The following is a 20009-nucleotide window of genomic DNA, read 5'->3' on the forward strand; positions in this document are numbered from 1 at the left end:
AGCGCGTAGCGCGCCATAACGCGCAACTCGGCTGTTTGATCCATGCCACGTGCGCATGGACAGTCGGTCGACAGGCCTGCTGCATCGCAAAACCACCTTGCGCTATCGTTCGCATCGCACAGGGAAGCGATGCCGATGCAACTTTGCCTGCGAATGGCGGCTCTCGCGCCACTCGTCCTTGCCGGCTGTGCCGAGCAGGACGCCGAGTGGGCGCAGCGCGGACGAGCCAGCTTGATCGGTCTCGACCAGTCGGCGATCCGCATGTGCGCCGGCCTGCCGGCCGGAACCGCCAAGGACGGTTCGGGCGAGATCTGGATGTACGAGCACGCGGCGAGCCCTCCCGGCGGCATCGCGCCGCCCACGCTCACGCTTCCGCCCGGCCTGAATATCGGAGGCCAGGCGCCGTCGGGCTATTGTCGCGTGCAGTTGCGCTTTGCTCGCGGCAAGGTCACCGAGGTGCAATATGCCGGGAATACCGACATCGGAAATGCGCGTGACGCCGTCTGCGGCCAGATCGTGCGGACCTGCCTCGGCTACGCGCCGGGCGGCCGCGACACCGTCGCGCGGACGTCACATCAGTAGCGCGACGCGTCCGATCGCCTTGCGGTCGATCAGCAGCCGCATCGCCTTCGCATAGTCCTTAAGCGGCAGGCGGTGCGAGACGTTGGGGCGCAGCTTGCCCTCCTCCGCCCATTGCAAAAGCGCCTTCAGGCGGACCTCGCCGAGCGCAGGATTCTTCCGCACCGCTTCGCCGGCGCGTACGCCGAGCACGCTGGCGCCCTTGATCAGCAACAGATTGGTCTTGGCCGAGCCGATGCCGCCGGTGAAGCCGATCACCAGGAGCCGCGCGCCCCAGGCGATGCAGCGCATCGAGTCTTCAAAGACCTCGCCACCGACGGGGTCGAACACGACGTCGGCGCCGCGGCCGTCGGTGATGCGCTTGACGGCATCGCGGAACGGCTCGCGGTCGTAGCGGATGAGATGATCGGCGCCGCGCGATTTCGCGATTCCGAGCTTCTCGTCGCTGGAGGCGGTCGCGATCACGGTCGCGCCCAGCATCTTGCCGATCTCGACGGCGGCAAGGCCGACGCCGCCGCCGGCACCGTGGACCAGCAGCACCTCGCCCGGCGCGACCCGGCCGCGATCGATCAGCGCATGATAGGCCGTGCCGTGGCCGGCGAGATAGGTGGCAGCCTCCGCATAGTCGAAGGTGGACGGCATGGGAGTGAGCTGCGACGGCGTGACCACCGCTTCATCCGTGAAGGCACCAAAGCGCATCTTCACGATGACCTTGTCGCCGACGGCAACGCCGCTTGCCTCCGATGCCACCTCGATGAGGTCGCCGGCCGCTTCCATGCCCGGCGTGAACGGCAGCTCCGGCTTGAGCTGGTATTCGCCGGCGGCCATCAGCACGTCGGGAAAGTTCAGCCCGGCGGCGCGGATGGCGACGCGCACCTCGCCCGGCTTCAGCGCGCGCGGCGGAAACTCTTCCAGCAGCAAACGCTCGGGCGCGCCGAGCTCGCGGCAGACGACGGCGCGCACCATCAGGCCGCGCTCGCCTTGCTGCGCTGAAGCGCTTCGCGGATCAGCGGCAGGCGGTCATTGCCGAAATACATGTCGGTCTTGTTCACGAAGATCGTCGGCGAGCCGAAGCCGCCGCGTGCGACGACCTCCTCGGTATTGGCCTTGAGCTGGTCCTTGATGCCCTGCTCGGCAATGCCGGCGAAGAACTTCTGTTCGTCGATGCCGACCTTCCTGCAGATCTCCGCGAGCACCGCGTCCTGCGAGATGTCCTTGTCCTCGCCCCAATAGGCCTCGAACACTGATGTCGCGAACGGCACCATGTCCTGACCGAGCCAGAGGCAGCCGCGCATCGCCTTGACGCTGTTCACCGGAAACACCGTCGGCGGCATCTTGATTGCAAGGCCCGCCGAACGCGCCCAGTCCGCGAGGTCCTTCTTCATGTAGCGCGCCTTCAGCGGCACCGGCTTCTCGCGCTGGGCATAGACGCTCGGATTGACGGTGTTGAAGATGCCGCCGACCAGGATCGGCCGCCAGGTGATGTCGGCCCCGAACTCCTTGGCGAGCGGTTGGATGTTGTGGAAGGCGAGATAGGTCCAGGGGCTGGAGCAGTCGAAGAAGAATTCGATCATGGGGGTTTCCTTATTGTTGTCATTCCGGGGCGCGCCCCTTTGGGCGCGAACCCGGAATCCATTTCGCCTCTCGGTACGCTGCCTGATGGATTCCGGGTTCGCGCTTCGCGCGCCCCGGAATGACGAGTCACTTCCTTCCCAGCACTTCCTTAGCCCGTTGCCCGAACATGATCTTGCGTGATTCCTCGTCGAACGGCTCTTTCACGAATTTTCCGATCGCTAGCCCCGCCTGCACCTGCGGCCTTGCCCGGACCTCGGCATACCAGCGTTTCACATTGGGATAGTCGTCGAGCGTAAAACCCTGCGCCTTGTGGGTCATGGTCCAGGGGAAGCAGGCGATGTCGGCGATGGAATAGTCGCCGGCGACATAGGCGCCGGTCCTGGCCAATTGGCGATCGAGCACGCCGTAGAGCCGCGCCGCCTCGTCGCGATAGCGCTCGATTGCGTAAGGGATCTTCTCGGCCGCATAGAGCGCGAAATGGCCGTGCTGACCGAGCATCGGCCCGAGGCCCGCCATCTGCCACATCACCCACTGGATCGTGGTGGAGCGGCCGCGCCAATCGGCGGGCAGGAAGCGGCCGGTCTTCTCCGCGAGATAGATCAGGATCGCGCCGGTCTCGAACGCCGAGAACGGCGCGCCGCCATCAGCGGGCGCGTGGTCGACGATCGCGGGAATGCGGTTGTTCGGAGAGATCGCCAGGAACTCAGGATTGAACTGCTCGCCGGCGCGGATATTCACGGGGATCACCCGATAGGGAAGCCCGAGCTCCTCCAGCATGATCGAGATTTTCCAGCCGTTCGGCGTCGGCGCGTAATAGAGGTCGATCATGGGCCTTCCCTTGCGCCGTCCCTATCGCTGCCGCCAGCCAATGACGACTTTTGTTGTTCTGTACCTCGACGTTAGGACATGGCAGGAAGGGGCGCAACAATCTGCCGGGAGGGCCGCCATGCTGTTTCCAACCACGATCGCCGGCTCCTTGCCGAAGCCGGAATGGCTCGCCGAGCCGAACATGCTCTGGGCGCCCTGGAAGTCCGAAGGCGACGAGTTGCTCCGCGCCAAGCGCGATGCGACGCTGATCTGGCTGAAGCTCCAGGAGGACGCCGGCATCGACATCGTCACCGAAGGCGAGCAGGCCCGGCAGCACTTCGTGCACGGTTTCCTGGAGAAGATCGAGGGCATCGATTTCGCCCACAAGGTCGAGATGGGCATCCGGAAAGACCGCTACAAGGCGATGGTGCCGCAGGTGGTCGCGCCGCTGCGGCTGAAGGACCGCGTCCATGCCTTCGAGGCGCGCGTCGCGCGCGCGCACACCAGGAAGCAGCTGAAATTCACCCTGCCCGGCCCGATGACCATCATCGACACCATTGCCGACCGCTACTATGGCGACCGGGTCAAGATGGCCTTTGCCTTCGCCGAGCTCTTGAACGAGGAAGCCAGGGCCTTGCAGGCCGACGGCGTCGATCTCGTGCAGTTCGACGAGCCCGCCTTCAACGTCTACATGGACGAGGTCAACGATTGGGGCATCAAGGCGCTGGAGCGCGCCGCACAGGGCCTCGCCTGCGCCACCGCCGTGCACATCTGCTACGGCTACGGCATCAAGGCCAATACGGACTGGAAGGAGACGCTCGGCAGCCAATGGCGGCAATACGAGCAGATCTTTCCGGCCATCGACGCAAGCCCGATCCAGCAGGTCGCAATCGAGTGCCGCAATTCCAAGGTGCCGCTCGACCTGCTCGCGCTGCTCAAGAACAAGATTGTGCAGGCCGGTGTCATCGACGTCGCCAGCGATACGGTGGAGACGGCCGAGGACGTCGTGAAGGTGATCGAGGCGGTGTCGCAATTCGTGCCCAAGAGCAACATCATCGCCACCACCAATTGCGGCATGGCGCCGATGCGGCGCGAGATCGCCGAAGCCAAGCTGATGGCGCTCGGCGCCGGCGCGGCGCTGGCGCGCGAGAAGCTGGGATGATGGCGGTGATCCGCAGGTCGCTCGGCTAGTCCGGAGCGGTCGGATGCAACGCCGGTCGATATCCGGCGCTGAACGCCCGTAATGTGGATGGAGGCGTCAGCAGCATCGCACTCGATAGTTCGTGCTCGGTACGGGCATAGCCGGCTGGCGACCAAAGCAGCGGCCGGCCTTTCGTCACAAGATAGCTCTGCTCGCCCTGCTGCACCATCACGCCATCGGGTAAGTCTGCGAGCGGCCCTCGCAGTGGGTGCAGGCGCTTACGGCCGCGATCCAGACGCTCCAGGTGCAGCTTTGCGTCCATCGACTTTGCGCTCACCTTGCTTGCGCCGTTTCCCCTCTCCCACGCCGCGCGAAACCGGTGGGCATCGTCACGCCGGCAGAAGAAGCATGGGCGATGTCCGGCAGCAAAGGCGGTGGCTTCGTCGAGAAAGAACAGCTCGGTCCAGCTCTGCCGCGCCATCACCGGCCGCCGCCAGCCGCGGAATTCGCACAGGCATGTGATCCAGGCCGGCGTCGACCAGCGCTTCTTCAACAGCGTCTTCGTCGCGGGATCGTGGATGATGCCGCGATTGCCGGTGAACAGGCCGCGGTGTGGGGTGGCGATGATCTCGCCGGTGGGTGTGACGCGGTTTTGCAGGGGCATCGGTGTCTCAACCCGTCATTGCGAGGAGCCCTTCGCGACGAAGCAATCCAGACTTCCTCCGCGGATGCATTTCTGGATTGCTTCGCTTCACTCGCAATGACGGTGTCCGTCACGCCGCGCCGTCGCGCAGCGGCGGGTGGTAGGACAGTGCTGTGTCCCAGGGGAAGAAGATCCAGGTGTCCTGCGAGACTTCGGTGATGAAAGTGTCGACCAGCGGGCGTCCCATCGGCTTGGCGTAGACGGTGGCGAAATGCGCATCGGGCAGCATCTCGCGCACCATCCTGCCGGTCTTGCCGGTATCGACGAGGTCATCGACGATCAACAGGCCCTTGCCGGTGCCGCCGCCGAGCGTCATTGTCGCCTCGGAAATGCCCTTGAGCACCTGGAGCTCGCCCTGCTTGTTGTGGTCGTAGCTGGCGACGCAGACCGTATCGATGACGCGCACCCCTAACTCGCGCGCCACGATCGCGGCGGGCACCAGGCCGCCGCGGGTGATCGCAATCACCGCATGGAACGGACCGACCTCGTTGAGCCGCCAGGTCAGCGCCCGGCAATCCCGGTGGAACTGGTCCCACGAGACGGGGAAGGCCTTGCCTGCCCGCTCCTGCGCACTCAGTTCCGGTGCTTCACCAGCCATCGCCTATCTCCTGCAATCTCGTCCGGCAATTCCTGCTAGCGGTTGACGTTCAATCCCGCCAGCATTTCCTTCACCGCGGCCATTGCCGCCGCGAGCTTCTCGGGATCGCGCGAGCGCACCACCAGATTGGTGTTGGGCTTCTGCTCCTCGTCCATGAAGGGATAGCTGCCGATGACGGTGTCGGGATGGGCGGCAGCGATCGCCCGCAGCGGTCCGCCGATATCGCCCTCGCGCGCATTGGCCCGGACCGAGTCCGACAGCATGCGCACGCCCGACTTCAGTTTGGGCGAGACGATGTCCATCATCGCCTGCATGATCGAGGGCACGCCGGCCATGACGATGACGTTGCCGATCTTGAAGCCGGGGGCGAGGATGGTCGCGCTCTGGATCAGCTCGGCGCCGTCGGGGATGCGGGCCATGCGCAGCCGGGCCTCGTTGAGGTCCTGCTCGCTCCAGCGCTCGCGGAAGCGGGCGACGACCTCCGGGTGATGGTCGATACCGACGCCGAACGCCTTGGCCACGGCATCAGCGGTGATGTCGTCATGAGTCGGCCCGATGCCGCCCGTGGTGAAGACGTAGGTGTAGCGATGCCGCAATGCATCCAGTGCAGCGATGATATCCGGCTCGTCGTCGGAGACGATGCGGACCTCCTTCAGGTCGATGCCGATATTGGTCAGGTATTCGGCGATGAAGCCGATATTCTTGTCCTTGGTCCGGCCGGACAGGATTTCGTCTCCGATGACCAGAATGCCCGCCGTGACGATCTCGCTCATGCCTTAAGTCCCTCACCTGTGACGCCGACTTTGCCGAGGTAACGCGTTGAAGTCACGCGGTTTTGCTTCTGAAATAAGCAGTCTTCAGCCATTTTTTCAGGCACGCCGCCGGCCGCCGCCGGCAAATGCCCCCTCTCCATGCTTATCGCGCTGGCCCGGCCCTTGCTACCACATGAAAGTCATGCACTGTTGACGCATGGCCACAGGACGTTGCGGTCTCATCAAGGCCGACGCGAACTGGCGCATGGCGCAACGCCTGGGGAGACAAGTCGGGATCTATGGCAGTCGCGTTTGACGAAATGAACATTCCCGGCGGGGACCTCCGCCCCGCCTATCAGGAGCTGGCGCGCTGGCTCAAGGAGACGCCTCCCGAGGCGCTCGAATATCGCCGCCAGGAAGCCGAGCTGCTGTTTCGCCGGATCGGCATCACCTTCGCGGTCTACGGCGATTCCGAGTCCACCGAGCGCCTGATCCCCTTCGATGTGATTCCGCGGATCATGTCCGGCAAGGAATGGGCGCGGCTGGAGAAGGGCCTGAAGCAACGCGTGCGCGCGCTCAACATGTTCCTACGCGACATCTATCACGGCCGCGACATCCTCCGCGCCGACATCGTGCCCGACGATCTGATCTTCCAGAACCCGGTGTTCCGGCCCGAGATGAACGGCCAGCAGGTGCCGCACGACGTCTACGTGCACATCGCCGGCATCGACATCGTCCGGGTCGACGCCGAGGACTTCATCGTGCTGGAGGACAACGCCCGCACGCCGTCGGGCGTGTCCTACATGCTGGAAAACCGCGAGATCATGATGCGGCTGTTTCCGGATCTGTTCGCCCGCCACCGGGTGGCGCCGGTCGAGCGCTATCCGGACGAGCTGCTCGCAGCGCTCCGCTCGGTCGCGCCGCAAAGCGCCTCCGGCGAGCCGACGGTGGCGCTGCTCACCCCGGGCGTCTACAATTCGGCCTATTACGAGCACTCCTTCCTCGCCGACAAGCTCGGCATCGAGCTGGTCGAAGGCCGCGACCTCGTCGTCAAGAACAACGAAGTGTTCATGCGGACGACGGAAGGGCTGAAGCGGGTCGACGTGATCTATCGGCGCGTCGACGACGACTTCCTCGATCCCCTCACCTTCCGTCCCGATTCGGTGCTCGGCGTGCCCGGACTGATGTCGGCCTACGCGGCCGGTAACATCACGCTCGCCAACGCCGTCGGCACCGGCATCGCCGACGACAAGGCGATCTACTCCTACATGCCCGACATCGTGAAATTCTATCTCGGCGAGGAGCCGATCCTGAAGAACGTGCCGACCTGGCGCTGCCGCGAGCCAAAGGACCTCGCTTATGTGCTGGACAATCTAAGCGAGCTCGTCGTCAAGGAAGTGCACGGCTCCGGCGGCTACGGCATGCTGATCGGCCCCGCCGCGACCAAGGCGACGATCGAAGCGTTCCGCGACAAGCTCAAGCGCGAGCCGGAAGGTTTCATCGCCCAGCCGACGCTGGCGCTTTCGACCTGCCCGACCTGCACGGCGTCCGGCCTCGCTCCACGTCACGTCGATCTTCGCCCCTTCGTGCTCACGGGCAGCAAGAGCACGACCATCGTGCCGGGCGGGCTCACCCGCGTCGCGCTCAAGGAAGGCTCCCTGGTGGTGAATTCGAGCCAGGGCGGCGGCACCAAGGACACCTGGATTCTGGACGAGTAGAGAGATGCTGTCGCGTACCGCCGAAAACCTCTACTGGCTCGCCCGCTACGTCGAACGGGCCGAATATCTCGCGCGCACCATCGATGCGACCTTGCGCGTCACCGCGCTTCCCGCCGCCTATATCGGCAAGACCAATGAATGGGATTCGGCGCTGCTCACCGCTGGCGTCGCCGCGAGCTTCTATCAGGCCTATGAGGAAGCCAACGAGCACAACGTCGTCGAGTATCTCTCGTTCTCCCAGAACAACCCGTCCTCGATCCGAAACTGTATCGAAGCGGCGCGGCTGAACTCGCGCTCGGTGCGCACGGCCCTCACCAGCGAGATGTGGGACACCATCAACTCGGCCTGGATCGAGCTTCAGGCGGTGTGGAGCAAGGGCACCTCGACGCGCGAGGACCTCGCAAAATTCCTGCGCTTCGTGCAGGAGACCTCGCTGCGTTTCGACGGCTCGGCCTATCGGACCATGCTGCGCAACGACGCCTATTGGTTCTCGCGCATGGGCGTGCACCTTGAGCGCGCCGACAACACCGCGCGCATCCTCGACGTGAAGTATCACGTGCTGCTGCCCGAGGAGGAGCATGTCGGCGGGCCGCTCGACTTCTACCAGTGGAGCTCGATCCTGCGCTCGGTCTCGGCGCTGACAGCCTATCACTGGGTCTATCGCGAGACGCTGAAGCCCTGGCTGATCGCGGACCTCCTGATCCTCAACGACACGCTGCCGCGCTCGCTCGCCAGCTGCTACGGCAACCTCGTGCGCAACCTCGACCAGATCGGCGTCGCCTATGGCCGCCAGGGCCCGGCCCAGCGCCACGCCCGCGGCATCCGCAACCGGCTGGAACACAGCAACATGAACGACATTTTCCAGCATGGCGTGCATGAATTCATTCAGGAATTCATCGCGGACAATTCCAGGCTGGGCGAAATCATCACGAAGCAGTATTTGATCTAATGTCGCTCGACTGACGACAGGGGATATTGTCATGGCCGGGCAAGAGCGCGAAGCGCGTCTTCGCGCTAGATGTCCCGGCCATCCACGTTCTTGCTTTTGCGCGACGAGGAAGAACGTGGATGCCCCGGGACAAGCCCGGGCATGACGAGCTTCTTTGCGACGGCAGTCACGCCTTACAACAAACGACACGGTCCACCATGCGCCTGCGAATCCAGCACACCACGACCTATCGCTACGAGCCGCCGGCCACCAGCGTGATCCAGATCCTGCGCATGACGCCGGGCAGCCATGACGGGCAATACGTCGCGGAATGGCAGATCGACGTCTCCACCGACACCAAGCTCGACATGCATGAGGACGCGTTCGGCAACGTCACCCACGTGCTGTCCTGCGGGCCGGTCGGCGACATCCAGATCATTGCCGAAGGGCTGATCGAGACCCACGACACCGGCGGCGTGCTGCGCGGCAGCGACGAGCGTTTTCCCCCCGGCATGTTCCTGCGCGTCACCGACCTCACCTCGGTCAATCCGGCGATGACGGCGGTCGCGCGGCAGTTGCGCAGCGAGGCCGAGAGCGACACGCTGGGCTTCCTGCACACGCTGATGACGCAGGTGGCCGATCACATGACGTTCGACGAGGACCCGACCAACAGCGGCACGTCCGCAGCGGAGGCGTTCACGCTCAAGCGCGGGGTCTGCCAGGACTACGCGCACATCTTCATCGCCTGCGCCCGCGCCGGCGGCGTGCCGGCGCGCTTCGTCTCCGGGCATTTCCTGCGTGCGGACGACACGGTGCACCAGGACGCCGGCCATGCCTGGGCAGAGGCTTACGTGCCCGATCTCGGCTGGGTCGGCTTCGATCCCGCCAACAGCATCTGCGCCACCGACGCGCATGTCCGCCTCGCGATCGGGCTCGACTATCTCGGCGCGGCCCCGGTGCGCGGCACGCGCTACGGCGGCGGCACGGAAACGCTGACGGTGGCGGTGAAGGTCGAACAGGCCGGCCGCGGCGGGCAGTCGCAATCGCAGTCCCAGCGGCAGAGCTAGGAGCCGCCCGCCGAACACATTCGGCGTGCTACATTTGCGGGCGTCAGATCAACCCGCGAGGTAGCCATGGCGACTGTGAAACTGCTTTCGGATGATGAACTCTCGGCCGAAGCGCGAGCCGTTTTCGACGACATCCGTAAAGTGCGGAAATCGGACTTCGTCAACAATTTCTGGCGCGCGCTGGCCCATGATCCGAAGACGCTGCGGCGGACCTGGGAGAGCATCAAGGAGGTGATGGCTCCCGGCGCGCTCGATCCCAAGGTCAAGGAAATGCTCTACGTCGCGGTCTCGATCGCACACGGCTGCAGCTATTGCATCCACTCCCACACGGCCGCCGCACGGGCGAGGGGCATGACCGAGGCCGAATATGGCGAGCTGCTCGCCATCGTCGGCATGGCCGCGGAGACCAACCGGCTGGTCACCGCGCTCGGCGTGCCGGTTGATGAGGCGTTTCTGGTCGACGCAGCTGACTAGCTTGCCGTCTCGCACCGTCATTCCGGGGCGCGCGTAGCGCGAACCCAGAATCCATCTGGTCGCAGAGTTGGTGGAGGAATGGATTCCGGGCTCGCGACTTCGTCGCGCCCCGGAATGACGGGCTTAATCGGGGGTTGGAGCGGCCCCTGAAATTGGCTAGTAATTCCGCGCAAACGCGTTCGGGGACTGGAAATGACCTATTGCTGCGGAATCCTGGTTCGGGACGGTCTGGTGATGATCGCCGATACCCGCACCAATGCCGGCCTCGACAACGTCTCGACCTTCCGCAAGCTGCACATCTTCTCCAAGCCCGGCGAGCGCATCATGGCGATCGCCAGTGCCGGCAACCTCGCCATCAGCCAGTCGGTGCTGTCGACGCTGACCGAGGGCCTCGAAGATCCCAATACGGGCGAGATCGAGACGCTGATGAACGCGCCGACGATGTTCCAGGCCGCCCAGCGCATCGGCCGGGCGATCCGGGCGGTGCATGCCACCGAAGGGCCGGCGCTGAAATCCGAGGACGTGTCCTTCGACGTCTCCTTTCTGTTCGGCGGCCAGATCAAGGGCGCGCGGATGCGCCTGTTCATGGTCTACACCGCCGGCAATTTCATCGAGTGCACCACCGACACGCCGTACCTGCAGATCGGCGAGCACAAATACGGCAAGCCGGTGCTCGACCGTGCCATGCATTACGACGTCGAGCTCTACGAGGCGCTGAAGACGGGCCTGATCTCGATGGACTCGACGATGCGCTCGAATCTCGGCGTCGGCCTGCCGATCGACGTGCTGGTGGTGCGCAACGAAGCCTGCGAGGCCGATCTCAACCATCGCATCGAGGCAGGCGAGCCCTATTTCCACGACCTGCGCTCGCGCTGGTCGGCGGCCTTGCGCGCGGCGCATCAGAACATTCCGCGCCCGCCCTACAAGAACGACAAAGAACCCAAAACCTGACAGCAGAAGAGAAAAGGCAGGAAACGATGAGTGAAGCGAAAAAGATCGCATTGGTGACGGGCGCCGGCACCGGCGTCGGGCGCGCGGCGTCGCTGGCGCTGATGAACACCGGCTTCACCGTGGTGCTCACAGGCCGCCGGCTCGACATGCTCGAGGAGACGGCAAAGCTCGGTCCCGCGGGAAAAAGCCTCTGCGTCACCGCCGACATGACCAAGCCGGACTCCATCGCCGCGCTGTTCGACAAGGTGAAGGCGACCTACGGCCGGCTCGACGTGCTCTTCAACAATGCCGGCATGGGCGCGCCGGCCGTCAACTTCGAGGATCTCAGCCTCGAGCAATGGCAGGCCGTGGTGAACACCAACCTCACCGGCCCGTTCCTGTGCACCCAGCACGCCTTCCGCATCATGAAGGATCAGACCCCGCGCGGCGGCCGCATCATCAACAACGGCTCGATCTCGGCGCACGCGCCGCGGCCATTCTCGGCGGCCTACACCTCGACCAAGCACGCCATCACCGGCCTCACCAAGGCCAGCAATCTCGACGGCCGCATGTATGACATCGCCGTCGGCCAGGTCGACATCGGCAATGCCGCAACCCCGATGACCGACCGCATGGTCAATGGCCCCGGCGTGCTGCAGCCCGACGGCACCACCAAGCACGAGCCGCGCATGGACGCGAAAGCAGTCGGCGATGCCGTGGCCTACATGGCCAGCCTGCCGCTCGATGCCAACGTGCTGACCATGACGGTGATGGCGACCAAGATGCCATTCGTCGGGCGGGGCTGAACAAAAAAGCGCGAAAACAACCCCATGCACAGTAGGCGTCAAGAGGCGCCTGCTGCTGCCGGGCTGCGGGCGTCCCGCGAGTTAAGTCCCCACGCCATCTCAATAATCGTCATTGCGAGCGCAGCGAAGCAATCCAGGCTGCCGCCGCGGTGAGATTCTGGATTGCTTCGTCGCATCAGCGCAAAATTGCTACGCAATTTTGTCGCGGGCTCCTCGCAATGACGTTGAGAGAGCGGAGCGCCTACTCCAGGCTCTCCACCTTGCGCAGGGCTGGAAACAGCTTCATCCAGAGCAGCGCCACTGCGACGGTGGCGACGCCGCCGAGCACGGCGGCAGGCATTGCGCCGAGCAGCGCGGCTGCCACTCCGCTCTCGAACTGGCCGAGCTGGTTCGAGGCGTTGATGAACAGGAAGTTCACCGCGCCGACGCGGCCGCGCATCTCGTCGGGTGTCGACAGCTGCACCAGCGAGAAGCGGATCACGACGCTGATCGTGTCGGCCGCGCCGAGGATTGCAAGCGACAGCACCGACAGCCACATCCAGGACGACAGCGCGAACACGATGGTGGCGAGGCCGAACACGATCACGGCCTGGAACATGCGAAGGCCCACATGCCGGGAGATCGCGTGGCGCGCCAGCACCATGGTCATCAGCAAGGCACCGACCGCAGGCGCGGCGCGCAGCACGCCTAACCCGACCGGGCCGGTCTGGAGGATGTCGCGGGCATAGATCGGCAGCAGCGCCGTGACGCCGCCGAACAGCACGGCGAACAAATCGAGCGAGATGGTCCCGAGGATCGCCGGGTTGCTGCGAATGAAGCGGACGCCGGCGAAGATGTTGTCCGAGTCCATCCCCTCCCTCGCGATCGCCTGCGGGCGCGGCCGGATGAAGCCGGTCAAGATCATCCCCAAGACCCAGAACAGGACCATCACGGCATAGGCAAGGTGCGGGGCGACCGCATAGGCGATGCCGCCGAGCGCAGGTCCCGTGATGGTCGCGACCTGCGCCGCCCCACTGGAGACGGCAGTGGCGCGCTGGAGCGAGCCCTGCGGCGCGATCAGCGGCAGCAGCGCCGCCGTGGTCGGGCTCTCGAACGCGCCGGCGATTCCGAGCAGGAAAGTCGCGATGAAGATCTGCACTTCGCTGACCGCGCCGAGATAGGTGATGGCCCCGAGATAGAGCGCGGTCGCGGCCTCCACCAGCTGGCAGAGCTGGACGACGCGCTTGCGCTCGTAGCGATCGGCGGCGTGGCCGGCGACGAACACCAGAAGCGCGGTGGGCAGGAACTGGACGAGACCAACCATCCCGAGGTCGAACGCCGAGCCGGTGAGATCGTAGATCTGCCAGCCGATCGCGACGGCCGCGATCTGGCTGGAGAAGCGCGACAGGCTGCGCGAGAGCAGGAAGAACAGGAAAGCGGGATGGCGGAGGAGCTCACCGGCGGTGACCGGTCGATGTCCGGATATTGGCTGCTCTGGCATCGCCTCTTCGGTCACGCTCGGACCGCTCTTTCCCTCGATATCGAAGGCCCCCGGGGTGGCCGAGGTGGCCCCGCTTGTCAACACTGGTCGTTCCCGGCTGCTCCCGGCATTGCCTTTGCAACGCATGGGCGGCCATAATCATCGAGGGGCTTGAGACATCATGCTGCGCCTGCAATCTGCACTCGGCATTTTCGCATTGCTGCTGATCGCCTTCGCGCTGGCGGAAAATCGTCGCGCGGTGTCGCTGCGCCAGGCGGCGATCGGCCTTGCCGCGACCTTCGTCACCGCCCTCGTGCTGCTGAAGCTGCCGGTCGTCGCCCATGCCTTCGGCGCCATCAACGAGGCGGTCGGCGCGATCTCGGCGGCCTCGCGGGCCGGCTCCGCCTTCGTGTTCGGCTATATCGGCGGCGGACCCCTGCCCTTCGACCTGAAGGCGCCAGGCGCGGACTTCATCCTGGCGTTCCAGGCGCTGCCGATCGTGCTGGTCATGAGCGTGCTCACGACGCTGTTGTTCTATTGGCGCGTGCTGCCGCCGATCGTCCGCGGCATGGCCTGGCTCTTGGAGCGCACCCTCGGCGTCGGCGGCGCGGTCGGGCTTTCGACCGCCGCCAACATCTTCCTCGGCATGGTCGAGGCGCCGCTGTTCGTGCGGCCGTATCTGGCACAGATGACGCGCAGCGAATTGTTCCTGGTCATGACCGGCGGCATGGCCGGCATCGCCGGCACCGTGCTGGTGCTCTATGCGACGCTGCTGGCGCCGCTCATTCCCGACGCGGCCGCACATTTCGTCATCGCCTCGGTGCTCGGCGCGCCGGCGGCGATCCTGGTCAGCCTGATCATGGTCCCTGAAACCTCCGACAAGCGCACCGGCGGCGCGCTGGAGGATCCGCAGATGGAGGTCGCCAGCACGATGGACGCGATCGTGAAAGGCACCAGCGCGGGCATCGAGCTGCTGATCAACATCGTCGCGATGCTGCTGGTGCTGGTGGCGCTGGTCTATCTCGTCAACGCAATGCTCGGCCTGCTCCCGCACGTCGGCGGGGCCGCGATCTCGCTGCAGCGGCTGCTCGGCCTCGTCATGGCGCCGGTGTGCTGGCTGATGGGGCTGCCGTGGGATCAGGCGATCACTGCCGGCAGCCTGATGGGCACCAAGACCGTGCTGAACGAATTGATCGCCTATGTCGACTTCTCGAAGCTGCCGCCCGATACGCTCGATCCGCGCTCGCGCCTGATCATGCTCTATGCAATGTGCGGCTTCGCCAATTTCGCCAGCCTCGGCATCATGATCGGCGGCTTAGGTGTGATGGCACCCGAGCGGCGCGAGGAGATCAACGCGCTGGGGCTGAAGTCGATCGTGTCGGGGACGCTGACGACGTGTCTGATGGGAGCGGTGGTGGGGGTGTTGGCTTGACAAGCTGCCGTCATGGCCGGGCTCGTCCCGGCCATCCACGTCCTTAGCTGCGGCCGAGACGTGGATGCCCGGGACAAGCCCGGGCATGACGACAGAGAGAGCGGTGGTAGGCGTCGCTTAGGCCTTCAGCTCCACCGTCTTGAACTCAGCGGGGAGGATCACCTCCAGCAGCTCCACGTCGTCCGAATAGTCCAGGATCATGTGCCTGATCTTCGGCGGCTGGGTCCAGGCGCTGCCTTGCTGCATCAAGGTCTCGCCCTGCCCGTCCATATAGGTCTTCACCCAGCCCTTGAGCACGTAGACCATCTGGAATTCGACGTCGTGATAGTGGAGCTTGGACACCTCGGCCGGGTTGCAGGGGCCTTGCAGGCGGATCACATGCGCCTGCGCGAGGCCATGGGTCGCCTCGGCGATGCCGAGATCGCGATACTTCGCGTAGGCACGCAGGCCGTCGGCCTTGAAGTCTTCCTCGCGGTGATGGCTGACGGCGATGCGCTGCTTCGGACGTGCGGGCTTTTTCGCAGCGGCAGTGCGCGCCTTCACCTTCACGGCCTTGCGTGCCGAGGATCGCGCCGCCGCCTTGGCGCCGCTCCGCTTCTTCACCGCGGTCTTCAATGCGGGCCTCGATGCCTTTTGCTTGGCCATTGTCTGCCTCCCTGTTCTGAGCCGCGCCCGTCGCACGGGTATGGCTTGAACACTAGGTTACCCAGTCCCGGGCGAGGCAGCAATCGCAGACCTGGAGTAGCGCCGCATCCGCGTTCTCACCCTCCCCTGGAGGGGGAGGGTCGATCGCGCGCAGCGCGAGCGGGGTGGGGTGACGGTCCCTCCGCAACGAACAGTGCCAGAGTGGAGAGATCACCCGACCCCGTCATGCAATCTCGCTTCGCTCGATTGCATGCCGACCCTCCCCCTCCAGGGGAGGGTAAGAGCTCGAGGCCAGTCACGCGATCACCGCATCGCTTCGTAGCTTGCCCCAAGCTGTCGTGCCGGACAGGGGTCGTCTCGTCTTCGTTCTCGCGCTGAACTAGTCTCGCCCGGGAAATCCGGGGAATTGATTCATGGGCAGCAATGTCGGTCAGCGTGCATTTCAAAATGCCCGGCTTCAGAAGCGGCAAAAGGCCGACGTGCTGCCCTTGCTCGGGCAAGCGCTCGAGTTGCACAAGAAGGGACGCTTGCCCGGGGCCAAGGCTGCCTATCGCCAGCTCCTGCAGATCGCGCCCAATCAATTCATCGCGCTGCATATGCTCGGCGCGTTGGAGTCCGATGCTGGGAATTATCAGCAGGCCGAGAGCCTGCTGAGCCGGGCGGTTGTCGTCGATCCGCGATCGGCCGAAGCCCATATGAGCCTGGGCGTCGCGCTGAACGGGCTGAAACGTCACAATGATGCCCGCGAGAGCTATCGCAAGGCGCTCGCCTTGCGGCCCAACTACGCCCTCGCTCTCTCCAATCTCGGGAACGCGAGCGCGGCCCTGGATCGCTACCAGGAAGCGCTCGACAGCTACGATCGGGCGCTCGCCGTCGACGCAAACCTCGCCGAAGCCCACAACGGCCGCGGCTCCACGCTCTGCCGTCTGCGCAACTACGACAAGGCTCTTGCAAGCCTGAACCGCGCGCTCGCGATCAAGCCCGACTATGCGGCGGCGCTGGCGAACCGCGCCGTGGCACTCCGGGAGCTGCAGCGATTCGACGAGGCCATGGCGGATTGCAACCGGGCAATCGCCCTCGCCCCTGACGACGTGAACGGATGGCTCTGGCGCGCCAATGTCTTGCTCCAGACCCGGCAGATGGCCCAGGCACTATCCGATTGCGAGAGGGCGCTCGCGATCGCGCCCGATTCCGATCAGGCTCATCTGGTGCTGGGCCTTTGTCTTGCCGGACTAGGCCGGGTCGACGAAGCCCTCGCCAGTTTCGACAGAGCCCTCGATATCAGGCCCGATCTCGAGAGCGCGATCTCGAGCAAGATCTTCACGCTCGATTTCGTGCCGGACGCCAGCGTCGAGCGGCATCAGCAGGCGCGACGCGTATGGTGGGAGCGGATCGGCGCGAGAATCGCTTCAGAAGCGGCGGCACCGCATGACAACGGCCGCGATCCGGATCGCCGCCTGGTGCTTGGCTACGTCTCCTCGGACTTCAACGCGCATTCGGCTGCGTTCATCTTCAAGCCCGTCCTGCAACACCATGACCGCGCCCAGTTCGAGATCGTGTGCTACTCGTGCTCGGCGAAGGAGGACGCGACGACACGCGAATTTCAAGGCATCGCCGATCGCTGGCGTGACGCCTCGCAATGGAGCGACGATCGCTTCGCCGCCCAGATTCGCGACGATCGCATCGATATCCTGATCGATCTGTCCGGCCATACCAAAGGAAACCGCCTCGGCGTATTTGCGCGCAAGCCGGCACCGATCCAGGCGCACGGCTGGGGCCATGGCACCGGCACCGGGTTGCCGACAATCGATTATCTGTTCTCGGATCCGGTCGGGATTCCGCACGACGTTCGGCATCTGTTTGCAGAGACGGTGGTCGACCTGCCGTGCTTCGTGACGCTGGCGCCGCTGCCGGCCGGGATTACGCGGGCCGGAACGCCGGCGCTCTCGAACGGCTTCGTCACGTTCGGTGTCTTCAACCGCATCAGCAAGATCTCGGACGAGGCGGCGGCAGTCTGGTCCAGGATCCTCGAACGGGTGCCGGGCTCGCGACTGCTGATCAAGGACGTTGCGCTCGACGACCAGCTGGTCCGCGACAAGCTGCTGGCGCGATTTGCGGCTTGCCGATTGCCGGCCGAACGCGTCGATCTGCTCGGGGTCACCTTGCGGGACGAGCATCTGGCATCGTTCAATCGCATCGATATTGCTCTCGATCCGTTCCCGCAGAACGGCGGCGTCAGCACATGGGAAGCCCTGCAGATGGGCGTGCCCGTGGTGGCGAAGCTCGGCAACAGCCTGCCCGGCCGCGCCGCCGGCGCCATCCTCACCGCGCTTGGCCTGCCGGACTGGGTCGCCGACAGCGAGGAGGCCTATGTCGAGATCGCGGCCAGCCGCGCGGCCGAGATCGGCGAGCTCGACAAGTTGCGCCGCGAGTTGCCCGCAACGATCAACGCCGCGGCCGCGGGCAACCCCGTCTCATATGCACGCGCGGTGGACGCGGCCTATCGCGCGATGTGGACGCGTTATTGCAGCGGCGCTGTCGGTGCGTGATATCGTAGGGTGGATTAGCCGAAGGCGTAATCCACCGTTTCTGTTTCGGCACGCGGAGAGAAACGAGGTGGATTACGCCAGCGGCAGCGCGTCGCGCCGCCGCAGGCTAATCCACCCTACGCGGCCTCAATGCAGGCGGAACACGCCGTCAACGGCGCGGAGCTCGGCCGGCTTGATCAGCTTGGAATGGGCCACCGTCACCGAATGGAGGGGACCGTCGAGCTTCTCCTGCCAGAACGCCAGGAAATCGGTCAGCGCGGGGAATTTCGGAAACATGTCGTAGTTCTGCCAGACATAGGTCTGGAGCAGCGAGGGATGATCCGGCATCCGATAGAGAATTTGTGCCGTCGTCAGCCCGTAGCCCAGCATCTGTTTCCGGAATTCCTCGGAAACGCCCCCAACGCGCAGTCCCATGCCAAACCTCCTTTGCAGGAGCGCATTCGGCGAGTGGCTTGGTCCGTGCCCCGGGGAGCCACCCGGAAACGATGCGCTCACATGAGAGAAATGTGACGCAAACTGACAACTCATCTCAAGCCCAAAAGTTTAACAAGCTGTTGAAATTCAATGCTTTAGCAGCAGAGACGACTCCGTGCTAATACGGTCACGGCTGCCGGGTTAACGATGGCGAGGAGTTTCTGGCAGTCCGCGCTTTCGGCTGCTATTTTTTCTGCTACAAACCCTTGCTCCCGCAAAATTCCTGTCCTATTTCAGGCTCGCTCGTGCTAGCACTCACGGGCAACGATTGCTAACAATCTCAAAACCTCAACCCGAGCAATTGCTTAGGAGGACTGCATGAAATTCCGTCCGCTTCACGACCGCGTCGTGGTCAAGCGCATCGACGCCGAAGAGAAGACCGCTGGCGGCATCATCATTCCCGACACTGCCAAGGAAAAGCCCTCCCAGGGCGAAGTCGTCGCCGTTGGCCCCGGTGGCCGCGACGAAGCTGGCAAGCTGATCCCGATCGACCTGAAGGTCGGCGACCGCGTGCTTTTCGGCAAGTGGTCCGGCACCGAGGTCAAGATCGACGGCCAGGACCTGCTGATCATGAAGGAGAGCGACGTGATGGGCGTTCTCGAAGTCAGCGAGTCCAAGAAGAAGGCGGCTTAAGAGCCCCTCTCCTCCCCTCCAGTCAAACTCACCTAAGGAAAACTCCAGATGGCAGCCAAAGAAGTCAAATTCTCGGTTGAAGCGCGCGACAAGATGCTGCGCGGCGTCGACGTTCTCGCCAATGCGGTGAAGGTCACGCTCGGTCCGAAGGGCCGGAACGTCGTGCTCGACAAGTCGTTCGGCGCTCCCCGCATTACCAAGGACGGCGTCACCGTCGCCAAGGAGATCGAGCTCGACGACAAGTTCGAGAACATGGGCGCCCAGATGGTGCGCGAAGTCGCTTCCAAGTCCGCTGACGCGGCCGGCGACGGCACCACCACCGCCACCGTGCTGGCCCAGGCGATCGTGAAGGAAGGCGCGAAGTCCGTTGCCGCCGGCATGAACCCGATGGACCTTAAGCGCGGTATCGACCTCGCAGTCGAAGCCGTCGTGGCCGACCTCGAGAAGAACTCGAAGAAGGTCACCTCGAACGACGAGATCGCCCAGGTCGGTACCATCTCGGCCAACGGCGATGCCGAGATCGGCAAGTTCCTCGCCGACGCCATGAAGAAGGTCGGCAACGAGGGCGTCATCACCGTCGAGGAAGCCAAGTCGCTCGAGACCGAGCTCGATGTGGTCGAGGGCATGCAGTTCGACCGCGGCTACATCTCGCCCTACTTCGTCACCAACGCCGACAAGATGCGCGTTGAGATGGACGACGCCTACATCCTCATCAACGAGAAGAAGCTCTCCTCGCTGA

General features: G+C 64.6%; 21 protein-coding genes. 12 read left to right on the top strand and 9 right to left on the bottom strand.

Annotated elements, in window-relative coordinates; genetic code table 11:
* The first annotated feature begins 135 nt into the window (after window positions 1-135).
* Complete coding sequence (locus I6F16_RS20435) at window positions 136-582, top strand: hypothetical protein (RefSeq protein ID WP_225114408.1); 447 nt, start codon at window positions 136-138, stop codon at window positions 580-582.
* Here the strand turns inward: I6F16_RS20435 and I6F16_RS20440 are convergent.
* The 3 genes from I6F16_RS20440 to I6F16_RS20450 all read right to left on the bottom strand — a co-directional run bounded on the left by I6F16_RS20440 (window position 571) and on the right by I6F16_RS20450 (window position 2982).
* On the bottom strand, window positions 571-1545 hold the full coding sequence (locus I6F16_RS20440) for an NADPH:quinone oxidoreductase family protein (RefSeq protein WP_225114407.1): 975 nt from the start codon (window positions 1543-1545) through the stop codon (window positions 571-573). The genes I6F16_RS20435 and I6F16_RS20440 overlap by 12 nt on opposite strands.
* The gene (locus tag I6F16_RS20445; protein WP_225114406.1) at window positions 1545-2153 is read right to left on the bottom strand and encodes a 2-hydroxychromene-2-carboxylate isomerase; all 609 of its coding nucleotides are present in this window, start codon (window positions 2151-2153) and stop codon (window positions 1545-1547) included. Before I6F16_RS20445 ends, I6F16_RS20440 begins: the two co-directional genes overlap by 1 nt.
* 127 nt (window positions 2154-2280) lie before the next feature.
* Window positions 2281-2982, bottom strand: coding sequence for a glutathione S-transferase N-terminal domain-containing protein (locus tag I6F16_RS20450; RefSeq protein ID WP_057029546.1), 702 nt, complete (start codon window positions 2980-2982; stop codon window positions 2281-2283).
* Between the two features lie 118 nt (window positions 2983-3100).
* Between I6F16_RS20450 and I6F16_RS20455 the strand changes: the two genes are divergently transcribed.
* Entirely contained in the window at window positions 3101-4123 is a 1023-nt protein-coding gene (locus I6F16_RS20455) for a methionine synthase (RefSeq protein ID WP_225114405.1), read from the top strand.
* A 25-nt stretch (window positions 4124-4148) separates the two neighbouring features.
* Here the strand turns inward: I6F16_RS20455 and I6F16_RS20460 are convergent, their stop codons facing one another.
* From I6F16_RS20460 to I6F16_RS20470, 3 genes are all read right to left on the bottom strand, one after another.
* Window positions 4149-4766, bottom strand: a complete 618-nt coding sequence (locus I6F16_RS20460) for a hypothetical protein (protein ID WP_225114404.1) — start codon at window positions 4764-4766, stop codon at window positions 4149-4151.
* A gap of 109 nt (window positions 4767-4875) precedes the next feature.
* The gene (gene gpt, locus I6F16_RS20465; protein WP_036015348.1) at window positions 4876-5403 is read right to left on the bottom strand and encodes a xanthine phosphoribosyltransferase; all 528 of its coding nucleotides are present in this window, start codon (window positions 5401-5403) and stop codon (window positions 4876-4878) included.
* A gap of 35 nt (window positions 5404-5438) precedes the next feature.
* The gene (locus I6F16_RS20470; protein WP_225114403.1) at window positions 5439-6176 is read right to left on the bottom strand and encodes a molybdopterin-binding protein; all 738 of its coding nucleotides are present in this window, start codon (window positions 6174-6176) and stop codon (window positions 5439-5441) included.
* Between the two features lie 278 nt (window positions 6177-6454).
* Between I6F16_RS20470 and I6F16_RS20475 the strand changes: the two genes are divergently transcribed.
* The 6 genes from I6F16_RS20475 to I6F16_RS20500 all read left to right on the top strand — a co-directional run bounded on the left by I6F16_RS20475 (window position 6455) and on the right by I6F16_RS20500 (window position 12078).
* On the top strand, window positions 6455-7873 hold the full coding sequence (locus tag I6F16_RS20475) for a circularly permuted type 2 ATP-grasp protein (protein ID WP_036015353.1): 1419 nt from the start codon (window positions 6455-6457) through the stop codon (window positions 7871-7873).
* A 4-nt stretch (window positions 7874-7877) separates the two neighbouring features.
* Window positions 7878-8822, top strand: coding sequence for an alpha-E domain-containing protein (locus I6F16_RS20480; protein ID WP_036015356.1), 945 nt, complete (start codon window positions 7878-7880; stop codon window positions 8820-8822).
* 197 nt (window positions 8823-9019) lie between these two features.
* Entirely contained in the window at window positions 9020-9868 is an 849-nt protein-coding gene (locus tag I6F16_RS20485; protein WP_036029799.1) for a transglutaminase family protein, read from the top strand.
* A 66-nt stretch (window positions 9869-9934) separates the two neighbouring features.
* Window positions 9935-10342 (top strand): carboxymuconolactone decarboxylase family protein, encoded by a 408-nt coding sequence (locus I6F16_RS20490; RefSeq protein WP_036029802.1) that lies wholly within the window; start codon window positions 9935-9937, stop codon window positions 10340-10342.
* 192 nt (window positions 10343-10534) lie between these two features.
* Complete coding sequence (locus tag I6F16_RS20495; RefSeq protein WP_036046219.1) at window positions 10535-11293, top strand: proteasome-type protease; 759 nt, start codon at window positions 10535-10537, stop codon at window positions 11291-11293.
* Between the two features lie 26 nt (window positions 11294-11319).
* On the top strand, window positions 11320-12078 hold the full coding sequence (locus I6F16_RS20500) for an SDR family oxidoreductase (protein ID WP_036029803.1): 759 nt from the start codon (window positions 11320-11322) through the stop codon (window positions 12076-12078).
* Between the two features lie 241 nt (window positions 12079-12319).
* Here I6F16_RS20500 and I6F16_RS20505 read toward each other — a convergent pair whose 3' ends face one another.
* On the bottom strand, window positions 12320-13558 hold the full coding sequence (locus I6F16_RS20505; RefSeq protein WP_036029811.1) for an MFS transporter: 1239 nt from the start codon (window positions 13556-13558) through the stop codon (window positions 12320-12322).
* A gap of 160 nt (window positions 13559-13718) precedes the next feature.
* On the opposite strand from I6F16_RS20505, the gene I6F16_RS20510 reads away from it, so the two are divergent.
* Window positions 13719-14969, top strand: coding sequence for a nucleoside transporter C-terminal domain-containing protein (locus I6F16_RS20510; protein ID WP_225114401.1), 1251 nt, complete (start codon window positions 13719-13721; stop codon window positions 14967-14969).
* A gap of 117 nt (window positions 14970-15086) precedes the next feature.
* On the opposite strand, the gene I6F16_RS20515 is transcribed toward I6F16_RS20510, so the two are convergent.
* Complete coding sequence (locus I6F16_RS20515; RefSeq protein WP_225114400.1) at window positions 15087-15614, bottom strand: cupin domain-containing protein; 528 nt, start codon at window positions 15612-15614, stop codon at window positions 15087-15089.
* A 413-nt stretch (window positions 15615-16027) separates the two neighbouring features.
* Between I6F16_RS20515 and I6F16_RS20520 the strand changes: the two genes are divergently transcribed.
* The gene (locus I6F16_RS20520; protein ID WP_225114399.1) at window positions 16028-18163 is read left to right on the top strand and encodes a tetratricopeptide repeat protein; all 2136 of its coding nucleotides are present in this window, start codon (window positions 16028-16030) and stop codon (window positions 18161-18163) included.
* Between the two features lie 126 nt (window positions 18164-18289).
* Here the strand turns inward: I6F16_RS20520 and I6F16_RS20525 are convergent, their stop codons facing one another.
* The gene (locus I6F16_RS20525) at window positions 18290-18577 is read right to left on the bottom strand and encodes an usg protein (RefSeq protein ID WP_036015394.1); all 288 of its coding nucleotides are present in this window, start codon (window positions 18575-18577) and stop codon (window positions 18290-18292) included.
* Window positions 18578-18955: 378 nt separating this feature from the next.
* On the opposite strand from I6F16_RS20525, the gene I6F16_RS20530 reads away from it, so the two are divergent.
* Entirely contained in the window at window positions 18956-19270 is a 315-nt protein-coding gene (locus tag I6F16_RS20530; RefSeq protein WP_025037205.1) for a co-chaperone GroES, read from the top strand.
* A 48-nt stretch (window positions 19271-19318) separates the two neighbouring features.
* Window positions 19319-20009, top strand: a 691-nt coding sequence (gene groEL / locus I6F16_RS20535; protein WP_225173966.1) for a chaperonin GroEL, incomplete at its 3' end; no start/stop codon positions are given.

Origin of the sequence: Bradyrhizobium sp. IC4060 (assembly GCF_020193715.1) — a bacterium.
GTDB classification, from domain to species: Bacteria; Pseudomonadota; Alphaproteobacteria; order Rhizobiales; family Xanthobacteraceae; genus Bradyrhizobium; species Bradyrhizobium yuanmingense.

Excerpts from the sequence above, each read along its gene's own strand:
- I6F16_RS20435 (WP_225114408.1), top strand. The coding sequence starts at position 136 with ATGCAACTTTGCCTGCGAATGGCGGCTCTCGCGCCACTCGTCCTTGCC.
- I6F16_RS20440 (WP_225114407.1), bottom strand. The coding sequence starts at position 1,545 with ATGGTGCGCGCCGTCGTCTGCCGCGAGCTCGGCGCGCCCGAGCGTTTG.
- I6F16_RS20445 (WP_225114406.1), bottom strand. The coding sequence starts at position 2,153 with ATGATCGAATTCTTCTTCGACTGCTCCAGCCCCTGGACCTATCTCGCC.
- I6F16_RS20450 (WP_057029546.1), bottom strand. The coding sequence starts at position 2,982 with ATGATCGACCTCTATTACGCGCCGACGCCGAACGGCTGGAAAATCTCG.
- I6F16_RS20455 (WP_225114405.1), top strand. The coding sequence starts at position 3,101 with ATGCTGTTTCCAACCACGATCGCCGGCTCCTTGCCGAAGCCGGAATGG.
- I6F16_RS20460 (WP_225114404.1), bottom strand. The coding sequence starts at position 4,766 with ATGCCCCTGCAAAACCGCGTCACACCCACCGGCGAGATCATCGCCACC.
- gpt (WP_036015348.1), bottom strand. The coding sequence starts at position 5,403 with ATGGCTGGTGAAGCACCGGAACTGAGTGCGCAGGAGCGGGCAGGCAAG.
- I6F16_RS20470 (WP_225114403.1), bottom strand. The coding sequence starts at position 6,176 with ATGAGCGAGATCGTCACGGCGGGCATTCTGGTCATCGGAGACGAAATC.
- I6F16_RS20475 (WP_036015353.1), top strand. The coding sequence starts at position 6,455 with ATGGCAGTCGCGTTTGACGAAATGAACATTCCCGGCGGGGACCTCCGC.
- I6F16_RS20480 (WP_036015356.1), top strand. The coding sequence starts at position 7,878 with ATGCTGTCGCGTACCGCCGAAAACCTCTACTGGCTCGCCCGCTACGTC.
- I6F16_RS20485 (WP_036029799.1), top strand. The coding sequence starts at position 9,020 with ATGCGCCTGCGAATCCAGCACACCACGACCTATCGCTACGAGCCGCCG.
- I6F16_RS20490 (WP_036029802.1), top strand. The coding sequence starts at position 9,935 with ATGGCGACTGTGAAACTGCTTTCGGATGATGAACTCTCGGCCGAAGCG.
- I6F16_RS20495 (WP_036046219.1), top strand. The coding sequence starts at position 10,535 with ATGACCTATTGCTGCGGAATCCTGGTTCGGGACGGTCTGGTGATGATC.
- I6F16_RS20500 (WP_036029803.1), top strand. The coding sequence starts at position 11,320 with ATGAGTGAAGCGAAAAAGATCGCATTGGTGACGGGCGCCGGCACCGGC.
- I6F16_RS20505 (WP_036029811.1), bottom strand. The coding sequence starts at position 13,558 with ATGCCAGAGCAGCCAATATCCGGACATCGACCGGTCACCGCCGGTGAG.
- I6F16_RS20510 (WP_225114401.1), top strand. The coding sequence starts at position 13,719 with ATGCTGCGCCTGCAATCTGCACTCGGCATTTTCGCATTGCTGCTGATC.
- I6F16_RS20515 (WP_225114400.1), bottom strand. The coding sequence starts at position 15,614 with ATGGCCAAGCAAAAGGCATCGAGGCCCGCATTGAAGACCGCGGTGAAG.
- I6F16_RS20520 (WP_225114399.1), top strand. The coding sequence starts at position 16,028 with ATGGGCAGCAATGTCGGTCAGCGTGCATTTCAAAATGCCCGGCTTCAG.
- I6F16_RS20525 (WP_036015394.1), bottom strand. The coding sequence starts at position 18,577 with ATGGGACTGCGCGTTGGGGGCGTTTCCGAGGAATTCCGGAAACAGATG.
- I6F16_RS20530 (WP_025037205.1), top strand. The coding sequence starts at position 18,956 with ATGAAATTCCGTCCGCTTCACGACCGCGTCGTGGTCAAGCGCATCGAC.